We start from the raw sequence: 16,897 nt of genomic DNA on the forward strand, positions 1-16,897 counted from the left end.
TGCGGGTGAAAGTTCTCGTTTTCAAAGTGTTACAAAGTATCAAAATGCACGTTGGTAAGGCAGTATGCCGGAACGCAACATTTCCGCGGAGCCCAGACTGTGATCGCTGCTCAGGCCACGCAGTTCGATGTTGAATGAAACTTTGTTGTCATAAACGCTGGTATTGTTGCTGTTGTTCCAGTCGGTGATCTTGCGCTCGTAGCCCAAGGTCACTGCCCAGCAGCAGGTGTTGTACTTCAGACCGAGCAACTGATCGGCGGACTGTTGGGCACGGGTGTCGTAGTAATAAGCCCCCACGACGGCCCAGCGATCGGCGATTGGCCAACTGCCGGTGACGCCCACCTGCGAAATACCGTCCTGATAAGCCGGCACCTGTCTGGTGTTCAGTGCCGTCTCAATATACTCCGGCGTAGCGTAACGGTAGTTCAACTGCAATACGCGTTCGGAATCCTGACGGTATTCCACCACGGCGTTACCCAACGAGACGCTATTGAGACGCGTATCATACTGCAGGCCGCCACGCAGACCCCAACGATCGTCAATCTTCCAATAGGTGTCGCCGGCCCAGGCCAGGCTACCGGTGTCGTCATTGTTGTCGTAATTCGTCGTTTTGTCGCCGGTACGGGAACGGCTGAAGTAGTAGATTTGACCCACGGAAACGTTAAAACGTTCAACCAGCGCATCATCATAAATACGCGAGGTCAAACCGGTCGATACGCGGTTCTGTGAGGCAATGCGATCCAGGCCGCTGTAAGTACGGTCGCGGAACAACCCGGAGTAGTCGGTTTGCAGCAGCGTGGTGTCGTAGGTGTAGATGTTACTTTGGTCGCGATAGGGTACATACAGGTACTGTACGCGTGGCTCGAGGGTCTGGGTATAGCCTTCGGACCAGTTCATTGGGCGATCGAACACCATCTTGCCGTCGACCTTGAACTGCGGCAACACGCGGTTGACCGAATCTTCGAGATCGGGGGCGTCGCTGCCGGTGCGGTTCTTGTAGTTGTTGGCGAAACCGTCAGGAATATCCTGCTGGTAATGGGTCGCCAGCAGCTTGGCTTCGGTATTGATACTGCCCCAGCCGTTGGTCAGTGGCAGGCTGAGCGTCGGTTCCATATGCAGACGGGTGGCATCCGGGCTATAGGGGTTGACGCTGATAAACTTGGCGGCCTGACCATAAATGCGGAAATCGAACGGGCCGAGATCCTCTTTATAGTAGTTCAGGTCGAGCTGCGGCTGAACTTTGTAGGAGTCTGAGCTGCTGCGATCGGTATCGTCGTAAATCTGGAACTGTTTGGAGCTTAAAGTCGCGTCCCAGTTATCAATGGCGTAGCCGACGCTGAATTTCTGCGTCGCATAACCGTCGGTGGTCGAACCGTATTTGGAATCCAGATCGGTAAAGTATTTGGAGTCGCTGACCTTGGTGTAGTCGACGTTGAAACGCCACACCTGATCCATCACGCCGTTGTGAGTCCAGTAGAACAACCAACGCTTACTGTCGTCAGGATTGTCCTTGCTGTATTCCTTGTCGTCCGGCAACCAGTCCAATTCCATCAGGCCCAGACCCGGCTGCACCAGGTAGCGGAATTCGTTCTGTAACTGCAGGCCACGTTTGGACATGTAATGCGGGGTGATAGTGGCGTCGAAGTTCGGCGCAATGTTCCAGTAATACGGCAGCATGAACTCAAAGCCATTGCTGCTGCCATATTTTGCGTTCGGGATCAGGAAGCCGGAACGACGCTTATCACCGACCGGCAATTGCAGGTACGGGCTGTAAAAGACCGGCACGCCGCCAATTTTGAAGCGGGCGTTCCAGATTTCAGCGACTTGCTCTTCGCGGTCGTGGATCACCTCGGAACCGACTACGCTCCAGCTGTTATCACCCGGCAAACAGGAGGTAAAGGTCCCGTTTTCCAAAATGGTGTAACGGTTGGCGCCGCGCATCTTCATTTTGTCGGCGTCGCCACGTCCCTGACGGCCTACCATTTGGTAGTCGCCTTCATAGACGTCGGTATCTTTATTATTCAGGTTCGACCAGGCTTTCGGGCCTTTCAACTTGATCTGGTTGTCGCTGTAGTGCACGTCACCCGTAGCGGTCACGGTGCGAACCGGTTCGGTTTGCCCCGCGTCTTGCGTCTGGTTCAGTTCAACCTGTTTGGCGGTCAGGGTGCTGTTGCCTTGTTCAATATTCACGTTGCCGGTGAACAGCGCGCTTTTCGGATAGTCCGCGCGTGAATCATCGGCGTGAATGGTGACAGGCAGGCTGTTAGGATCGCCGCTGACCAGCGGTTTGTCATAAACAGGAACGCCAAGCATACATTGCTCGGCCAGGTCAGCCAGCGCGTGCTGACTGTAGAGTGCCGTCCAAATCAGTGTGGCCAGCAGTGTTGGGAAACTTTTTTTCATACGCGGTTTTGGTGTTCCGTCATCAGAGGCGTCATGTCCGGCAAACGGTCAGAGACTATATCACTCATCTGCGTTGCGCTAGTGTTAAATCCGGCCGTTTACTTGCGTCGTCGATAGGCGCAAAGATAAATGACAGGTATGATAATCCAAATCCTGAGAAAAATCGCCTTAACCCTTACCTAAGACGGAAGGGAGCAGTCGGCTTTCGGCATGATAATTGAGGAGTATATGCAGTATTGGGGAAAACTGCTCGGGGTCATCGTGGCCATTTGGGCTGGCGCGGGATTCTGGGGTGTAGTTTTGGGGCTGATTGTCGGTCATATGATCGACTCTGCGCGTAGCAATAAGCGCAGCCGGGGCTTTTTTACCGACCAGCAAACGCGGCAAACGCTGTTTTTCCGCACCACTTTTCAGGTGATGGGTCACCTGACCAAATCAAAAGGGCGCGTTACCGAGGCGGATATTCAGATCGCCAGCCTGTTTATGGATCGTCTGCAACTGCACGGGGAAGCCCGTACCGCGGCGCAGCAGGCGTTTCGTGAAGGCAAACAGAGCCAGTTCCCGCTGAGAGAAACGCTGCAGCAGTTCCGCAGCATCTGCTTTGGCCGTTTTGACCTGATTAGGATGTTTCTGGAAATTCAGATCCAGGCGGCGTTTGCCGACGGGTCACTGCATCCTAACGAACGGCAGGTACTGTATGTGATTGCCGAAGAGCTGGGCATTTCACGTGCGCAGTTCGACCAGTTCCTCAGCATGATGGAGGGCGGACGCCAGTTTGGTGGCGGTCAGCAGGGCGGTTATTCGCAAGGCGGTTACCAGCAGGCGCAACGCGGTCCAACGCTGGAGGATGCCTGCAAGGTATTGGGTGTCAGCAGCAGCGACGACGCGACCACCATCAAGCGCGCTTACCGCAAGCTGATGAGCGAGCACCATCCGGATAAGCTGGTAGCGAAAGGTTTGCCGCCGCAAATGATGGAAATGGCCAAGCAGAAAGCGCAGGAAATTCAGGCGGCCTACGACCTGATCAAACGCGAGAAAGGCTTTAAGTAAAAAGAGGTGAGGGCTCGGTATTCTCTGAGCCCCTCTTTATATCGGTCAGAAGTCGGGTTCGACGCGAAAGTGCATCGGCGTCTGGAAAGCCGGATGGGTAATGCGCAGCTCTTGTGCATGCAGCTGTAAACGCGGCGCCATGGCTTTGGCTTCTGGCGTGGCATAGAAACCGTCGCCGAGGATAGGATGCCCCAGCGCCAGCATATGCACGCGCAGCTGGTGAGAGCGGCCAGTGATCGGCATGAGTTTGACCCGCGTGCTGCCGTCGGCGTCGCGTGACAACACCAGATATTCGGTTTGCGCCGCTTTGCCGGTCTCGAAACACACTTTCTGCAGCGGCCGATTCGGCCAGTCGCAAATCAGCGGTAAATCCACCAGACCTTCATCCTGCGCCAGATGCCCCCACACGCGGGCGATGTAGGACTTCTTCGGCTCGCGCTCACGGAACTGGCGCTTGAGTTCACGCTCGGCCGCCTTGTTCAGCGCCACCACAATCACCCCGCTGGTGGCCATATCCAGACGATGCACCGATTCGGCAGCCGGAAAATCCGCCTGAATGCGCGTCATCAGGCTGTCTTTATTTTCCGGCGCGCGGCCCGGGACCGATAGCAGGCCACTTGGCTTGTTGACCACGATAATGTGCTCATCCTGATACAGGATATGCATCGGGCCCTGCGGGGGATTGTAGGGTTCCATTTTGTTGGCTCCGCTGAGAGTAACGGCCAGGGGAACTGCAGTTCCCCTGGCGCGGGTTACTGGTGAGTGACGACCACCAGACGGATTGCATCCAGACGCCATCCCGCTTCATTCAGGTTGAGCAGCACCTGCTTGCGGTTGAACTCCAGCGCTTCTACCTCGTCGTCACGAATGTTCGGGTTGACCGCCTTCAGGGCTTCCAGACGAGCCAGCTCGGTACTCAACTTGTCATCCGCTTCCTGTTTGGCCTGCTCGATCAGGGCGCGAGCCTGTTCTTCAACCAGGCTTTCCGCCTGTTGCAACATGGCATGCACATCCTGTTGCACCGCATTGACCAGCTTGCTGGAGGTGTGGCGGTTGACCGCGTTCAACTGGCGGTTGAAACTTTCGAATTCAACCTGCGCTGCCAGATTGGTACCTTTGCGATCCATCAACATGCGGATAGGCGTTGGCGGCAGGAAGCGAGTCAGCTGCAGATGTTTCGGCGCCTGCGCTTCGACCACATACACCAGCTCGACCAGCAGGGTACCGACCGGCAGTGCCTTGTTTTTCAACAGGGAAACTGCACAGCTGCCGGTATCGCCGGACAGGATCAAGTCCAGGCCGTTGCGGATAATCGGGTGTTCCCAACTGACGAACTGGGCATCCTCACGCGACAGGGCCTGTTCACGATCGAAGGTGACGGTACAGCCGTCCTGCGGCAGCCCCGGGAAGTCGGGCACCAGCATGTGGTCGGACGGCGTCAGAACAATCAGGTTGTCGCTGCGATCGTCCTGATTGATGCCGACGATATCGAACAGGTTCAGCGCGAAGCCCACCAGATTGACGTCGTTGTCCTGATTGGCAATGGCTTCCGCCAGAGTCTGCGCTTTCTCGCCGCCGTTGGAGTGCATTTCCAGCAGGCGGTCACGGCCCTGCTCGAGCTGCATTTTCAGGTGGTCGTGCTGCTGGCGGCAGGCGTGAATGAACTCGTCCAGCCCTTCCTGCTCGGTCGGCGAAGCCAGGAAAGCGATCAGCTGCTCGTAGCCGCTGTCGTAAATGGTACGGCCGGTCGGGCAGGTATGCTCGAAGGCATCGAGCCCTTCGTGGAACCAGCGGCCCAGAACTGCCTGAGCGGTGTTCTCCAGGTACGGCACCATGATTTGAATGTCATGCATCTGGCCGATACGGTCCAGACGGCCAATACGCTGTTCCAGCAAATCCGGGTTGAACGGCAGGTCGAACATCACCAGGTGGCTGGCGAACTGGAAGTTACGGCCTTCGGAGCCGATCTCGGAACACAACAGCACCTGGGCACCGTCTTCTTCGGAGGCGAAGTAAGCGGCGGCGCGGTCGCGTTCGATAATCGACAGGCCTTCGTGGAACACGGCGGCACGGATAGCTTCACGTTCCCGTAGCACTTGCTCCAATTGCAGCGCGGTGGCGGCCTTGGCGCAGATCACCAGCACTTTTTCGTGGCGATTGGCCACCAGATAGTTCAGTAGCCATTCAACGCGAGGATCGAAGTTCCACCAGGTGGCGTTCTCGCCTTCGAATTCCTGATAGATTTGCTCTGGATAGAGCATGTCGCGTGCGCGCGCCTCAACGGTTTTCTTCGCGCCCATGATGCCGGACACTTTAATGGCGGTCTGGTACTGGGTCGGCAACGGCAGTTTGATCTGGTGCAGGTTGCGGTGTGGGAAGCCTTTGACGCCGTTGCGCGTGTTACGGAACAGCACACGGCTGGTGCCGTGGCGGTCCATCAGCATGGTGACCAGTTCCTGACGCGCCTGCTCGCTGTTTTCACCGTCGCTGTTGGCGGCTTTCAGCAGCGGTTCAATGTCTTGTTCGTCGATCAGCTCGCCGAGCAGGTTCAGCTTGTCGTCGGCCAGGCGCTCACCGCTGAGCAGCAAGGTAACGGCATCGGCCACCGGGCGATATTTTTGCTGTTCGGCAACAAAATCGTGGTAGTCGTGGAAACGGTTCGGATCCAGCAGGCGCAGACGGGCGAAGTGGCTTTGTTGGCCAAGTTGCTCTGGCGTTGCGGTCAGCAGCAGCACGCCGGGAATGTGTTCTGCCAGTTGTTCGATCACCTGGTATTCACGGCTCGGCGCATCTTCGCTCCAGGCCAGATGGTGCGCTTCATCCACCACCAACAGATCCCACTGGGCATCGGCCAGTTCTTCCAGGCGCTGCTTGTTGCGGCGTACGAAGTCCAGCGAGCAGATCACCAGCTGTTCGGTTTCAAACGGGTTGCTGCTGTCGAGTTTGGCCTCTGAGTAACGGCTGTCGTCAAACAGAGAGAAATACAGGTTGAAGCGGCGCATCATTTCGACCAGCCACTGGTGCTGCAGGGTTTCCGGCACCACGATCAATACGCGCTCGGCGCGGCCTGCCAGCAACTGCTGGTGGATAATCATCCCGGCTTCGATGGTTTTACCCAATCCAACTTCGTCCGCCAACAAAACGCGCGGCGCATGACGCTGGCCGACTTCATAGGCGATATGCAACTGGTGCGGGATCAGGCTGGCACGCATGCCACGCAGGCCGGCGAACGGCAGGCGATACTGCTCGCTCTGGTATTTACGCGCGCGGAAGCGCAGGGCGAAACGGTCCATACGGTCGATCTGGCCGGCAAACAGGCGGTCCTGCGGCTTGCTGAAGGTCAATTTGCTGTCCAGCAGCACTTCGCGCATCGCCACACCGCTTTCCTGGGTATCCAGGCGGGTGCCGATATAGGTCAGCAGACCGTTATCCTCTTTGACCTCTTCGACCTGCAGCTCCCACCCTTCGTGGTTACTGATGGTGTCGCCCGGGTTGAACATCACGCGGGTGATTGGCGAGTCATTTCTGGCGTAGAGGCGGTTTTCACCGGTTGCGGGGAAAAGCAGGGTAATCATGCGCGCATCCAGCGCCACGACGGTTCCCAGTCCTAATTCGCTTTCCGTATCGCTGATCCAGCGTTGACCAAGTGTAAAAGGCATATATTGTCGGCTCGATTCTTTTTAAGTAAGTCTTGTTACCGGGCGGAAAGGGCCGCGGCACCCGTATCAAACGTTTGCTAATCCCGATTTATTTTAATATGGCGGGCAATAGCTATTCATCCCATGCATACATCGTCAGACGACATGGGGGGTGTGTGGGTCCAGAATTTGGGAAGGGCGCTATGGTAATGGAAGGCGGCGCGTTCGTCACCTGCAAAACCCGATGATTTTTCTTAACCCTTCACCAAACCCTGCTGGCGGGCGGAATGTTAAAACAGTCCCATCTGCCCGGTCACCAGCGTGGTAAAATCGTCATGTAAAAATGGCAGTATAGCGTCTGCTACCGGCTGCAGCTGGCGCTCCAGATAATGGGGATAATCAATCGCCGACTGCTGGGTCTCCAGCGGCTCCGGCCCGGCTACCGTCATGACATAGCTGATCCAGCCGCCGTTTTGGTATTGTAACGGTCGTCCCTGCTGACGATTATAGTCGTCGGCGATACGTGCTGCGCGCACATGCGGTGGAACGTTGCGCTGATAGTCGTCCAGCTTTCTGCGCAGACGCTTGCGGTAGACCAGCCGATCGTCGAAATCGCCGTTAAGCGTTTGACTAACGTATTCACGCACAAAATCCTGGTAGGGCTGGCGTTTAAAAATGCGCTGATACAGCAGGCGCTGAAACTGCTGTGCCAGCGGTGTCCAGTCGGTGCGCACCGTTTCCAATCCCTTGTAGACCATCTCTTCGCTGCCGTCCGGCTGGGTGATCAGCCCGGCGTAACGTTTTTTGCTGCCCTGCTCGGCGCCGCGAATGGTGGGCATCAGGAAACGCGAATAATGGGTTTCAAACTCCAGTTCCAGCGCATTTTCCAGCCCGTACTCTTGCTGCAAATGCTGTTGCCACCATTGGTTCACCTGTTGCACCAGCTTTCGGCCTATTTGCGCCGCTTGCTGCTCGTCATGCGGTTGTTTGAGCCAAACGAAGGTCGAGTCGGTATCGCCGTAGATCACCTGATACCCCTGCGCCTCGATCAGCTCGCGCGTTTGCCGCATGATTTCATGGCCGCGCAGGGTGATCGACGAGGCTAATCGGGGATCGAAAAAACGACAGCCGCTCGATCCTAATACGCCATACAGCGCGTTCATGATGATCTTTAAGGCCTGCGACAAGGCTTTGTTCTGCTGACGTTTCGCCGCTTCACGGCCTTGCCAGATCTGCTCGACGATCGCCGGCAAACAGTGCTTGCTGCGTGAAAAACGCGCGTGGCGAAAACCGGGCACCGAGTCCGCATCGCCTGGGTTTCGCATGCCTTCGACCAAGCCGACCGGATCGATCAGGAAGGTGCGGATGATTGAGGGATACAGGCTCTTGTAATCCAGCACCAGCACCGAGTCATACAGGCCGGGTTGCGAATCCATCACAAAACCGCCGGGGCTGTGTTCCTCGGGCTGTTCACCCAGGTTGGGGGCCACAAAGCCCAGCCGGTGCATGCGCGGCATATACAGATTGCTGAAGGCGGCCACCGAACCGCCGCTGCGGTCGGCTGCCAGCCCGGTAACCGTGGCGCGTTCCAGCAGGAAGGTCAGCAACTCGGTTTTGGCAAAAATTCGCGTAACCAGTTCGCAGTCTTTCAGGTTGTAACGCGCCAGCGCGGGCTTGTCTTCGGCAAAGCGCCGGTCGATTTCTGCCATGCGCTGGTAAGGGTTATCGATAGACTTGCCTTCTCCCAGCAGCGTTTGCGACACGTGTTCCAGGCTGAACGACGGAAAGTTCCAGGTGGCGGATTTCAGCGCTTCAATGCCGTCGATAATCAGGCGACCGGCGGCGGAAGCGAAAAAGTGATTCTGTTTGAAACCGTGTTCGCGCCACTCCAGCAGGTTGCCGCCACGGCCCAGTCGCAGCGGGATCTGATAGCGTTCGGCGTGTTTTTGCAGCACGCGCAAATCGAACTGCACCAGGTTCCAGCCAATAATGGCGTCGGGATCGTGCCGCTCAAGCCATTGGTTCAGCCGTTCCAGCATTTGCGGACGGCTGACGCAGTACTCCAACTCAAAATCCAGTGGTTCATTGCCGCCGTTGGCGGGCCCAAGCATGTAAACCTGGCGCTGGCCGCAGCCTTCCAGGGCAATCGAGTACAGCTCGCCGTGGGCGGTGGTTTCAATGTCCAGGGAGACCAGCTTCAAGGTTGGGCGGTATTCCGGCGCCGGTTTCATTTGGCCGCCCTGCAGCGGGCCGTTGCCGTTGGCCTGGCCGCTGAACCACACCGGTGCGGTGATGAAACGCTCCATCAGGTAGCGTTCCGGTGGCCGGATATCGGCCTCGTAGACATTGACGCCACCGTCTTTCAGCAACTTTTCCAGCTTGATCAATTGGCGATGCTGCCGGCAGTAAAGCCCCACCACCGGGCGATGGTGAAAGTCAGTCAACGGCAGGGGTTTCAGCTCCAGTTGCCGCTCCTCACGCAGCAGCAGTTCAGCGCACTGGCGCTGTTCGGCCGGGATAAAGGCTACGGAGATCTGCGGCGCCAGACGAAGTTGCTGCGGTCCATTGTCGGTCGCCAGCCAAAACTCCACCTCGGTGCCGGCAGGCGTATCACGCCAGTGGCGGGTGAGCAGAAAGCCCTGTTGGAGTGACATCATATACCCTTCGTATTTCAAGCTGCGGCGTTGTTGGCTGCGTGCGTTCACCCCAGTCACTTACTTGGGTAAGCTCCTGGGGACTCTCGCTCTTGCCGCCTAGCCGCAACTTGAAATCCATTGGGTATTCCCCTGATGCTCAAGGCGTGGTGTCGTTGGCTGTTTGCGAAAGCTTTGGTTCTGGTAGATAAATTATAGTATGGGTTTTTATACAGTAATTGTCCATGGCCGCACAGTTCTGCCAAAAAAGCATACAATTCACAGGTTGACTCGCTCCCGGCCGCACCGGACAATCCCACGCCCACGCGCTTTGGATAACGAACAGAGGTTTAATGGAAGCCTATTTACAGCACTTGATCACCCAGTCATTGGCTTTCACTCTGATGGTGGTCATGTTTGTCGCGTTTCTGGAATCGCTGGCGCTGGTGGGGCTGTTGCTGCCCGGCACGGTCATGATGGCCAGTATCGGTGCGTTGATCGGCAGCGGTCAGGTAGATTTCTATTATGCCTGGGCTGCGGGCATCGTGGGTTGCCTGTTGGGTGACTGGATTTCTTACTTTATCGGCCGCGCCTTCAAGGGGCCGCTGCACCGCTGGTCATTCTTGAAGAAGAACAAAGCGATGCTGGACAAGACCGAGCACGCGTTGCATCAACACAGTATGGCGACCATCCTGATTGGGCGCTTTGTTGGCCCAACGCGCCCGCTGGTGCCGATGGTGGCCGGCATGCTCGATTTGCCGCCGTATAAATTCGCGTTGCCTAACATCATCGGCTGTATTGCCTGGCCACCAGTCTATTTCTTCCCCGGTATTTTGGCCGGCGTAGCCATCGATATCCCTGCCAGCGCCAACAGTGCGTTATTTAAGTGGTTGCTGTTTGCGGTAGTGGTATTGATTTGGTTGGCCGCCTGGCTGAGCTGGCGATGGTGGCGCGAAGGCAAACGCAGCGCCGACCGGCTTGGCAAGTGGCTGTCACCGGTACGTCTGCGGATGGCCTGCGTCCTGAGCTGGGGATTGGCGATCGGCACCTTTTATTATCTGCACCAGCAACCGCTGATGCCGGTTTATCGTCACCTGCTGTGGAAGGTGTTGGCTGGCTGATATCCCCGTTGTCTTTCAAGCGGCAGCGTTGTTGGCTGCGTCCCTAAACCCCAGTTACTTACCTAAGTAAGCGCCTGGGGATTCAGGCTCTTGCCGCCTAGCTGTCACGTGAAATCCATAGTGGATAGGGTTTGGTGTTCTGCCACCTTACTGGAAGAAGGCTTCCAGCTGTTCAAACACCCGCACGTCTTCGCTGTGGCGTTTTACCTGCAGCACATCTTCGAGTTTTTCTACCTGGCTGATCATCTGCATCAGCCGTTGATCGTCCGCCACCAATAGCCAGATGCGGCTTTGTTTACCGTCTTTCAGCGGCAGGCAAAGAATGCCCTCCACGTTGAAGGCGCGGCGGGCAAACAGGCCGCAGACGTGCGACATCACGCCAGGGTGGTTACGTACCGCCAGTTCCAGGATCACCTGTGGGTTATTGCGTTGTTCTGACATGGCTTATTCTCCAATCATGTCGATGTTGGCAGCGCCCGGCGGCACCATCGGGAAAACTTTTTCATTAATATCAATCAGCGCATGGATCAGGCAAGGCCCTGGACGTTGGATCGCTTCGGCCAGTGCCGCCTGCGGATCTTCTGCGGCATTCAAATCGCAGGTGTCCATCCCGAAACCGGCGGCAATCTTGATAAAGTCGGTGCGCTTGGGATAGGCGGCGGCGAAAATGCGCTGCTGGTAGAACAGCGTTTGCTGCTGGTGCACCAGCCCCAACGCCTGGTTGTTCATCAGGATAATTTTCACGTCCAGGTCATGTTCGACGGCGGTCGCCATTTCCTGAATGTTCATCATCAGGCTGCCGTCACCGGAGAAACACAGCACCTTGCGCTGCGGTTCGGCCAGGGCAGCGCCGATCGCCGCCGGCAGGCCGAAGCCCATGGTGCCCAGCCCGCCGGAGGTCAGCCACTGGCGCGGTCGGCTCAGCGGATAGGCTTGTGCTACCCACATCTGATGCTGGCCCACGTCGGTGGTAATGATGGCGTTTTCGTCCACGCAGCGCGCGGCAGCCAGCACCAGCCCGTAGTGGCTCAGCGGATCTTCGGCGTTAGGCATGCTGAACGGGAACTCGCGCTTGAGATCATTGACGGTACTCAGCCATTCGCTGCGTGGCTGCGCTTCGATTTGAGGCAGCAGTTGTTGCAATACCTGGCCTACGTCGGCGTGAATGGCAATATTGGCCTGCTTTACCTTGCCCAGTTCGGCGCGATCGATGTCCACGTGAATGATGCTGGCGTTTGGACAGAATTGCTCGGTCTTGCCAATCGCCCGATCGTCAAAGCGCGCGCCCAGCACGATCAGTAAATCAGCCTCTTGCAGAATAAAGTTGGTACTGCGCGCCGCATGCATACCCAGCATGCCCAGCGACAACGGATGCTGCACCGGCATGGCGCCCAATGCCATCAGCGTCATGGTGGTGGGCAGGTTGGCGCGTTCAGCGAGCTCAATCGCCTGCTGATAGGCGTTGGCGCAGATGATGCCGCCGCCCAGATACAACACCGGGCGTTTGGCCTGATTGATCATCGCGGCGGCCTGCGCCACGGCGGTAGCTTCAAAGGTTGGCGCCGCATCGGGAACGGCGATCGGCGGCAGTTGGTCCAGGCTGATAACCGCCGTTTGAACATCTTTCGGTACGTCGATCCACACCGGGCCAGGGCGGCCGGATTCAGCGATGCGGAATGCGTCACAGATCACCTGTGGCAGTTCGCGGATATCGCGGACCAAATGGTTGTGCTTAGTGATTGGAATCGAGATGCCGTAGGTGTCCACTTCCTGGAAGGCGTCGGTGCCAATCATCGAAGAGGGAACCTGGCCGGTGATGCACACCAGCGGGATAGAATCGAGTTTGGCGTCGGCGATGGCGGTGACCAGATTGGTCGCGCCCGGGCCGCTCGAGGCGATACAAACCGCCGCTTTCCCGTTAGCGCGTGCCATACCCTGCGCCATAAAACCCGCCCCCTGTTCGTGGCGAGCCAGTACGTGATGAATACGGGTGCTTTGGCTCAGCGCGTCATACAGCGGCAGTGCCGCGCCGCCGGGAATGCCGGCGACGGTGGTGATGCCATGACGCTCCAGCAGATGAACGATCAACTCTGCGCCGGTGAAGCGGTTACCTTGATGTGGCGTGCCCGAAATTGCCATGTTCCTATCCTTTCTCAAGGCCGGTTTGCTTTTCTGGGCAGGGGGCTAAAACTAAAAACCCCGCCCGGTTTGCGCCGGCGGGGTTTGGGAATCGATGCGTTGATTCGGACCCTACGGCGCATTGCCGACGACCACCACCACACGCACGACGACCACCGCGGCTGGTAGCGCGGTAATTAGTAGGGTCGAAGTCAGCGAGGATGCGATCACAGGGAACCTTATCATCAGTAAAAAAAGTCAGGTTTTTATAAAACCACAGGCGAAAAATTCGCACAACTGGTTTATTTGCACAGCATAAAAAACGGGCGGAAGATCACGGTTTGTGTGAAATGCCCAGCACCTTGGCTTCCGGCGCGCTGCCGTCCAGCAGCGCCTGCGTCGGGCCGTCGTAAAAAATACGGCCGTCCACCACCAGCAGGGTCCGTGGCGCGATGCGTGCGGCGTCATCCAGGTTGTGCGATACCATCAACAGCGTCAGGTTTCGCTGGTCGCAAACTTCCTGCAGCAGTTGCAGCATCTCGTTGCGTAAAGCCGGATCGAGCGCTGAAAAAGGTTCGTCGAGTAACAGGATGGGCCGCTGGCGGATCAGGCAACGCGCCAGGGCGGCACGCTGGCGTTGGCCACCGGAAAGTTGTGACGGCAGGCGGGGCAAATGTTCTTCCAGCCCTACTTGCCGGGCAATTTGCGCCAACTGCCGCTTCTGCTCCTCATTCAGCCGCAGGCCGGGATCCAGGCCTAAACCGATGTTCTGCGCCACCGTCAGGTGGGCGAACAGGTTATTTTCCTGAAACAGCATCGAGACCGGGCGCTTGGCTGGCGGCGTGCCGGTGTGGTCGCTACCGTTGAGCAGCAACCTGCCGCTGGCGGACGGCAGAAAACCGGCGATCAGGCTGAGCAGAGTGCTCTTCCCCGCCCCGCTGGGGCCCAGCACCGCGACGCGTTCGCCCGGTTGAATACGCAGGTCGAAGCGCATTGGCAGGTGTTCATACAGGTAGGTCAGTTTTTCAAGCTTTAGCATATGTCCTTCATCTTTCACGTTGCCGCTGTGTTGGCTTTCTTCACTTATCCCAGTCACTTAGGGAACTAAGCTCCTGGGAATGCGCTCAGTCGCCGCCTTGCTGCAGCTTGAAATCTATCGGTCAGAGCGGCCCGGTAAGCGTTCGATCAGGGTAAACAGCAGGAAGCACAATAACAGCAACAGCAGCGCGGTGACCGCGCCGTCATTACTGCGGTAGGCGCCGATCTGCTGGTACAGGTAAAAAGGCAGGGTGCGGAAATGTTCGTTGCCAAACAGTGCCACCACGCCGAAATCGCCGATCGACAGTACGCAGGCGAAGGCCAGCGCCTGGGCCAACGGGCGGCGCAGCGCTTTCAGCTCAATCCAGCGTAGCCGCTGCCAGCCCTGAATATCCAGCGACAGGCACAGCGGATTATAACGTTCGGCCAGGTCGCGCATGGGGTTTTCCAACACTTTTAGCGCATAGGGCACGGCCATCAACGCATTGGTGAGGATCACCAGCGCGTACGGCGACTGCGGCAGCCCGACGGTGTCGCTCAACAGCAGGAAGAAACCGGTGGCCAGCACAATGCCCGGCATCGCCAGGATCACCATACCGCTCAACTCCAGCGCGTGCCCCCAACGCAGTCTCTGTTGCAGCTTCAGCTCACGGCTGCTCCACAGCAGCATCATGGTCAGCACGACACAAAGTACGCCCGCCCCCAGAGCGATGCGCAACGAAGTGAACAATGCCTGCCACAACACCTGTTGCTGCAGGACGCTAACCATCGTTTGATTGGCGCCGTCGGCGATCACCGCCAGCAGTGGGGGCAACAGCAGCAGCAACGCAGCGGCAATCAGCAAAAAGTCACTGATGCGTCGCCACAGGCTGTCTTCCGGATTACGCCAGATAGTGGCATGGGTATTGCCGACCGGCAGCGCCTGGCTCAGGCGCTGGCTGAAGATCACCAGCCCCAGGCAGCATGCCAGTTGGATCAGCGCCAGCAGCGCGGCGCGGCTGAGATCGTAGTCGTAACTGAGCGCCTGATAGATGGCCAGTTCGATGGTGGTTGCCTGCGGCCCACCTCCCAGCGACAGTACGGTGGCGAAGCTGGCGAAGCACAGCATAAAGATCAGCGCGCCGCTCGGCAGGATTTGACGGCGCAGCGCCGGCCACTCGACAAAGCGAAACTGCTGCCAACCGCTCATGCCGAGCTGGGCTGCCAATTGGCGCTGTTCAACCGGGATGTTTTCCAGCGCCTGCAGCAACAGACGTGTCGCCAACGGCAGGTTGAAGAACATGTGCGCCAGCAGGATGCCCTGCAGACCATAAGGCGTGAAACTGTAGTTAATGCCCAGCCAGCCACACAGCATTGCCAACCAGCCCTGGCGGCCATATATGCTGAGCAGGCCGAATACCGCCACCAGCACCGGCAGCACCAGCGTCATGGCGCAGAGCCGCAGCAGTAACTGACGACCGGGGAAACGGCGGCGATAGAGCGCCCGAGCCAGCAGTAGCGCGGGTAGCACCGAGATCAGCGCGGACAGCAGGGCCTGCCAAAACGTGAAGCGCACTACGTGCCACAGGTAGCTGTCTTGCCATATACCACGCCAATCGCTGTCCGGCGCGTGCCGCCACAGCGACCCCATCGCCAGCACGGCGATGGTCAGGATCAGGCCGGCGGCCAGCAGCCCCGGCCATAGCCAACGCGGGATCAGTGGCTGACGGCGGTTTGCCATGCCCGGATCCAGTTGCTGCGTTGTTTGGCTACATCTTCTGCGCTGTACTGCAGTGCGGTCTGCGGGACGGTCATTTGGTCAAATCCGGCCGGCAGTGAGGTCTTGATCACCGGGTACATCCAGTTGCCGGTAGGAATGGCGTTTTGGAACGCCGGGGATACCATAAATTGCATAAAGCGTTCCGCCAACTCAGGTTGCTTGCTGGCCTTGAGTTTGCCCGCCACTTCCACCTGCAGATAATGGCCTTCACTGAAGTTGGCCGCGGCGTAGCTGTCTTTTTTTTCTTCAATCAGATGGTAGGCTGGGGAGGTGGTGTAGCTAAGCACCAAATCGCCTTCGCCTTTCAGGAACAGGCCATAGGCTTCGCTCCAGCCCTTGGTCACGGTGACGGTTTTCTTCGCCAGCTTCTGCCAGGCTGCCGGTGCCTGATCGCCATACACTTTCTGCATCCACAGCAGCAGACCCAAACCTGGGGTACTGGTACGCGGATCCTCATAGATCACTTTCCAGTTCTGGCTGCTGTCGACCAGCTCATGCAGGCTTTTGGGCGGGTTTTTCAGCTTTTCTTTGTTGTAAACGAAGGCAAAGTAGCCGTAGTCATAGGGGACGAAGGTTTTGTCTTGCCAGCCGCCCGGTACGTTCAATTTGCTGCTGTCGACGTCGCTTGGCGCGAATAGCCCGGTTTGCTGCGCCGCCTGCAGCAGGTTGTTGTCCAGCCCCAGCACCACGTCGGCGGCGCTGTTTTTGCCTTCCATGCGCAGGCGGTTAAGCAGTGAGACACCGTCTTCCAGCGCGACAAATTTCAGCTCGCATTCGCATTGGGCCTCAAAGGCTTTTTTGACCGACGGGCCAGGGCCCCAGTCAGCGGCGAAGGAATCGTAGGTGTAGACCGTCAGCGTGGGCTTGGCGAACACCGGTGCGGCGCACAGCAACAGTAACAAGGGCAGGCTTTTTTTGACCACTTTGCACTCCTGAAAATTTAGGGGGGCAAGGGTATCTGAGGGGGCAAGCGGCTGATGCCGGATCGCTGGGCTCAAATCCCTCCGCCGGTATTGACCGGATCAGGTTCGACGGGTTTGTTCTCAGCAAAACCGGCCGCTTGCGTTTTCATTACGCTGCTGTCGTTTTGCACCCCGTTGAGACGGCGCCATTGTAAAGACTAACGGGCGCCGGTGA

The 16,897-nt window shown here is 57.8% G+C and carries 12 protein-coding genes and 1 riboswitch; of the genes, 2 read left to right on the plus strand and 10 right to left on the minus strand.

Translation table 11 applies throughout. The features are described from left to right. Positions 1-39: 39 nt before the first annotated feature. Positions 40-2,403: an LPS assembly protein LptD gene (gene lptD, locus H0S68_RS03245; protein WP_130016170.1), complete on the minus strand. Its 2,364-nt coding sequence runs from the start codon at positions 2,401-2,403 to the stop codon at positions 40-42. 228 nt (positions 2,404-2,631) lie between these two features. On the opposite strand from lptD, the gene djlA reads away from it, so the two are divergent. Then, entirely contained in the window at positions 2,632-3,453 is an 822-nt protein-coding gene (gene djlA, locus H0S68_RS03250) for a co-chaperone DjlA (protein ID WP_020825180.1), read from the plus strand. 45 nt (positions 3,454-3,498) lie between these two features. Here the strand turns inward: djlA and rluA are convergent, their stop codons facing one another. The 3 genes from rluA to H0S68_RS03265 form a co-directional block, all read right to left on the minus strand. Continuing rightward, positions 3,499-4,149: a bifunctional tRNA pseudouridine(32) synthase/23S rRNA pseudouridine(746) synthase RluA gene (gene rluA / locus H0S68_RS03255; protein WP_046374535.1), complete on the minus strand. Its 651-nt coding sequence runs from the start codon at positions 4,147-4,149 to the stop codon at positions 3,499-3,501. Positions 4,150-4,205: 56 nt separating this feature from the next. Beyond that, complete coding sequence (gene rapA, locus H0S68_RS03260) at positions 4,206-7,112, minus strand: RNA polymerase-associated protein RapA (protein ID WP_048762918.1); 2,907 nt, start codon at positions 7,110-7,112, stop codon at positions 4,206-4,208. A gap of 269 nt (positions 7,113-7,381) precedes the next feature. Next, entirely contained in the window at positions 7,382-9,745 is a 2,364-nt protein-coding gene (locus tag H0S68_RS03265; protein ID WP_262244807.1) for a DNA polymerase II, read from the minus strand. 332 nt (positions 9,746-10,077) lie between these two features. Between H0S68_RS03265 and H0S68_RS03270 the strand changes: the two genes are divergently transcribed. Beyond that, positions 10,078-10,845 (plus strand): DedA family protein, encoded by a 768-nt coding sequence (locus H0S68_RS03270; RefSeq protein ID WP_187962274.1) that lies wholly within the window; start codon positions 10,078-10,080, stop codon positions 10,843-10,845. Positions 10,846-10,992: 147 nt separating this feature from the next. Here H0S68_RS03270 and ilvN read toward each other — a convergent pair whose 3' ends face one another. From ilvN to thiB, 6 genes are all read right to left on the minus strand, one after another. Beyond that, positions 10,993-11,286, minus strand: coding sequence for an acetolactate synthase small subunit (gene ilvN / locus H0S68_RS03275; protein ID WP_116691300.1), 294 nt, complete (start codon positions 11,284-11,286; stop codon positions 10,993-10,995). 3 nt (positions 11,287-11,289) lie between these two features. Next, complete coding sequence (ilvB, locus tag H0S68_RS03280; RefSeq protein WP_410529148.1) at positions 11,290-12,984, minus strand: acetolactate synthase large subunit; 1,695 nt, start codon at positions 12,982-12,984, stop codon at positions 11,290-11,292. Between the two features lie 111 nt (positions 12,985-13,095). Further along, positions 13,096-13,209, minus strand: coding sequence for an ilvB operon leader peptide IvbL (gene ivbL, locus H0S68_RS03285; protein WP_218167600.1), 114 nt, complete (start codon positions 13,207-13,209; stop codon positions 13,096-13,098). An 88-nt stretch (positions 13,210-13,297) separates the two neighbouring features. Continuing rightward, positions 13,298-14,002, minus strand: coding sequence for a thiamine ABC transporter ATP-binding protein ThiQ (gene thiQ / locus H0S68_RS03290; RefSeq protein WP_041415214.1), 705 nt, complete (start codon positions 14,000-14,002; stop codon positions 13,298-13,300). A gap of 114 nt (positions 14,003-14,116) precedes the next feature. Continuing rightward, complete coding sequence (gene thiP / locus H0S68_RS03295; RefSeq protein WP_201895746.1) at positions 14,117-15,721, minus strand: thiamine/thiamine pyrophosphate ABC transporter permease ThiP; 1,605 nt, start codon at positions 15,719-15,721, stop codon at positions 14,117-14,119. Continuing rightward, entirely contained in the window at positions 15,697-16,683 is a 987-nt protein-coding gene (gene thiB / locus H0S68_RS03300) for a thiamine ABC transporter substrate binding subunit (RefSeq protein ID WP_201895745.1), read from the minus strand. The genes thiP and thiB overlap by 25 nt, the downstream gene beginning before the upstream one ends. Positions 16,684-16,741: 58 nt before the next feature. Beyond that, positions 16,742-16,867, minus strand: a riboswitch (TPP riboswitch). Between the last annotated feature and the right edge of the window lie 30 nt (positions 16,868-16,897).

The sequence above is a fragment of the Serratia sp. AXJ-M genome (assembly GCF_046531865.1).
In the GTDB taxonomy this organism is placed as follows: Bacteria; Pseudomonadota; Gammaproteobacteria; order Enterobacterales; family Enterobacteriaceae; genus Serratia; species Serratia liquefaciens.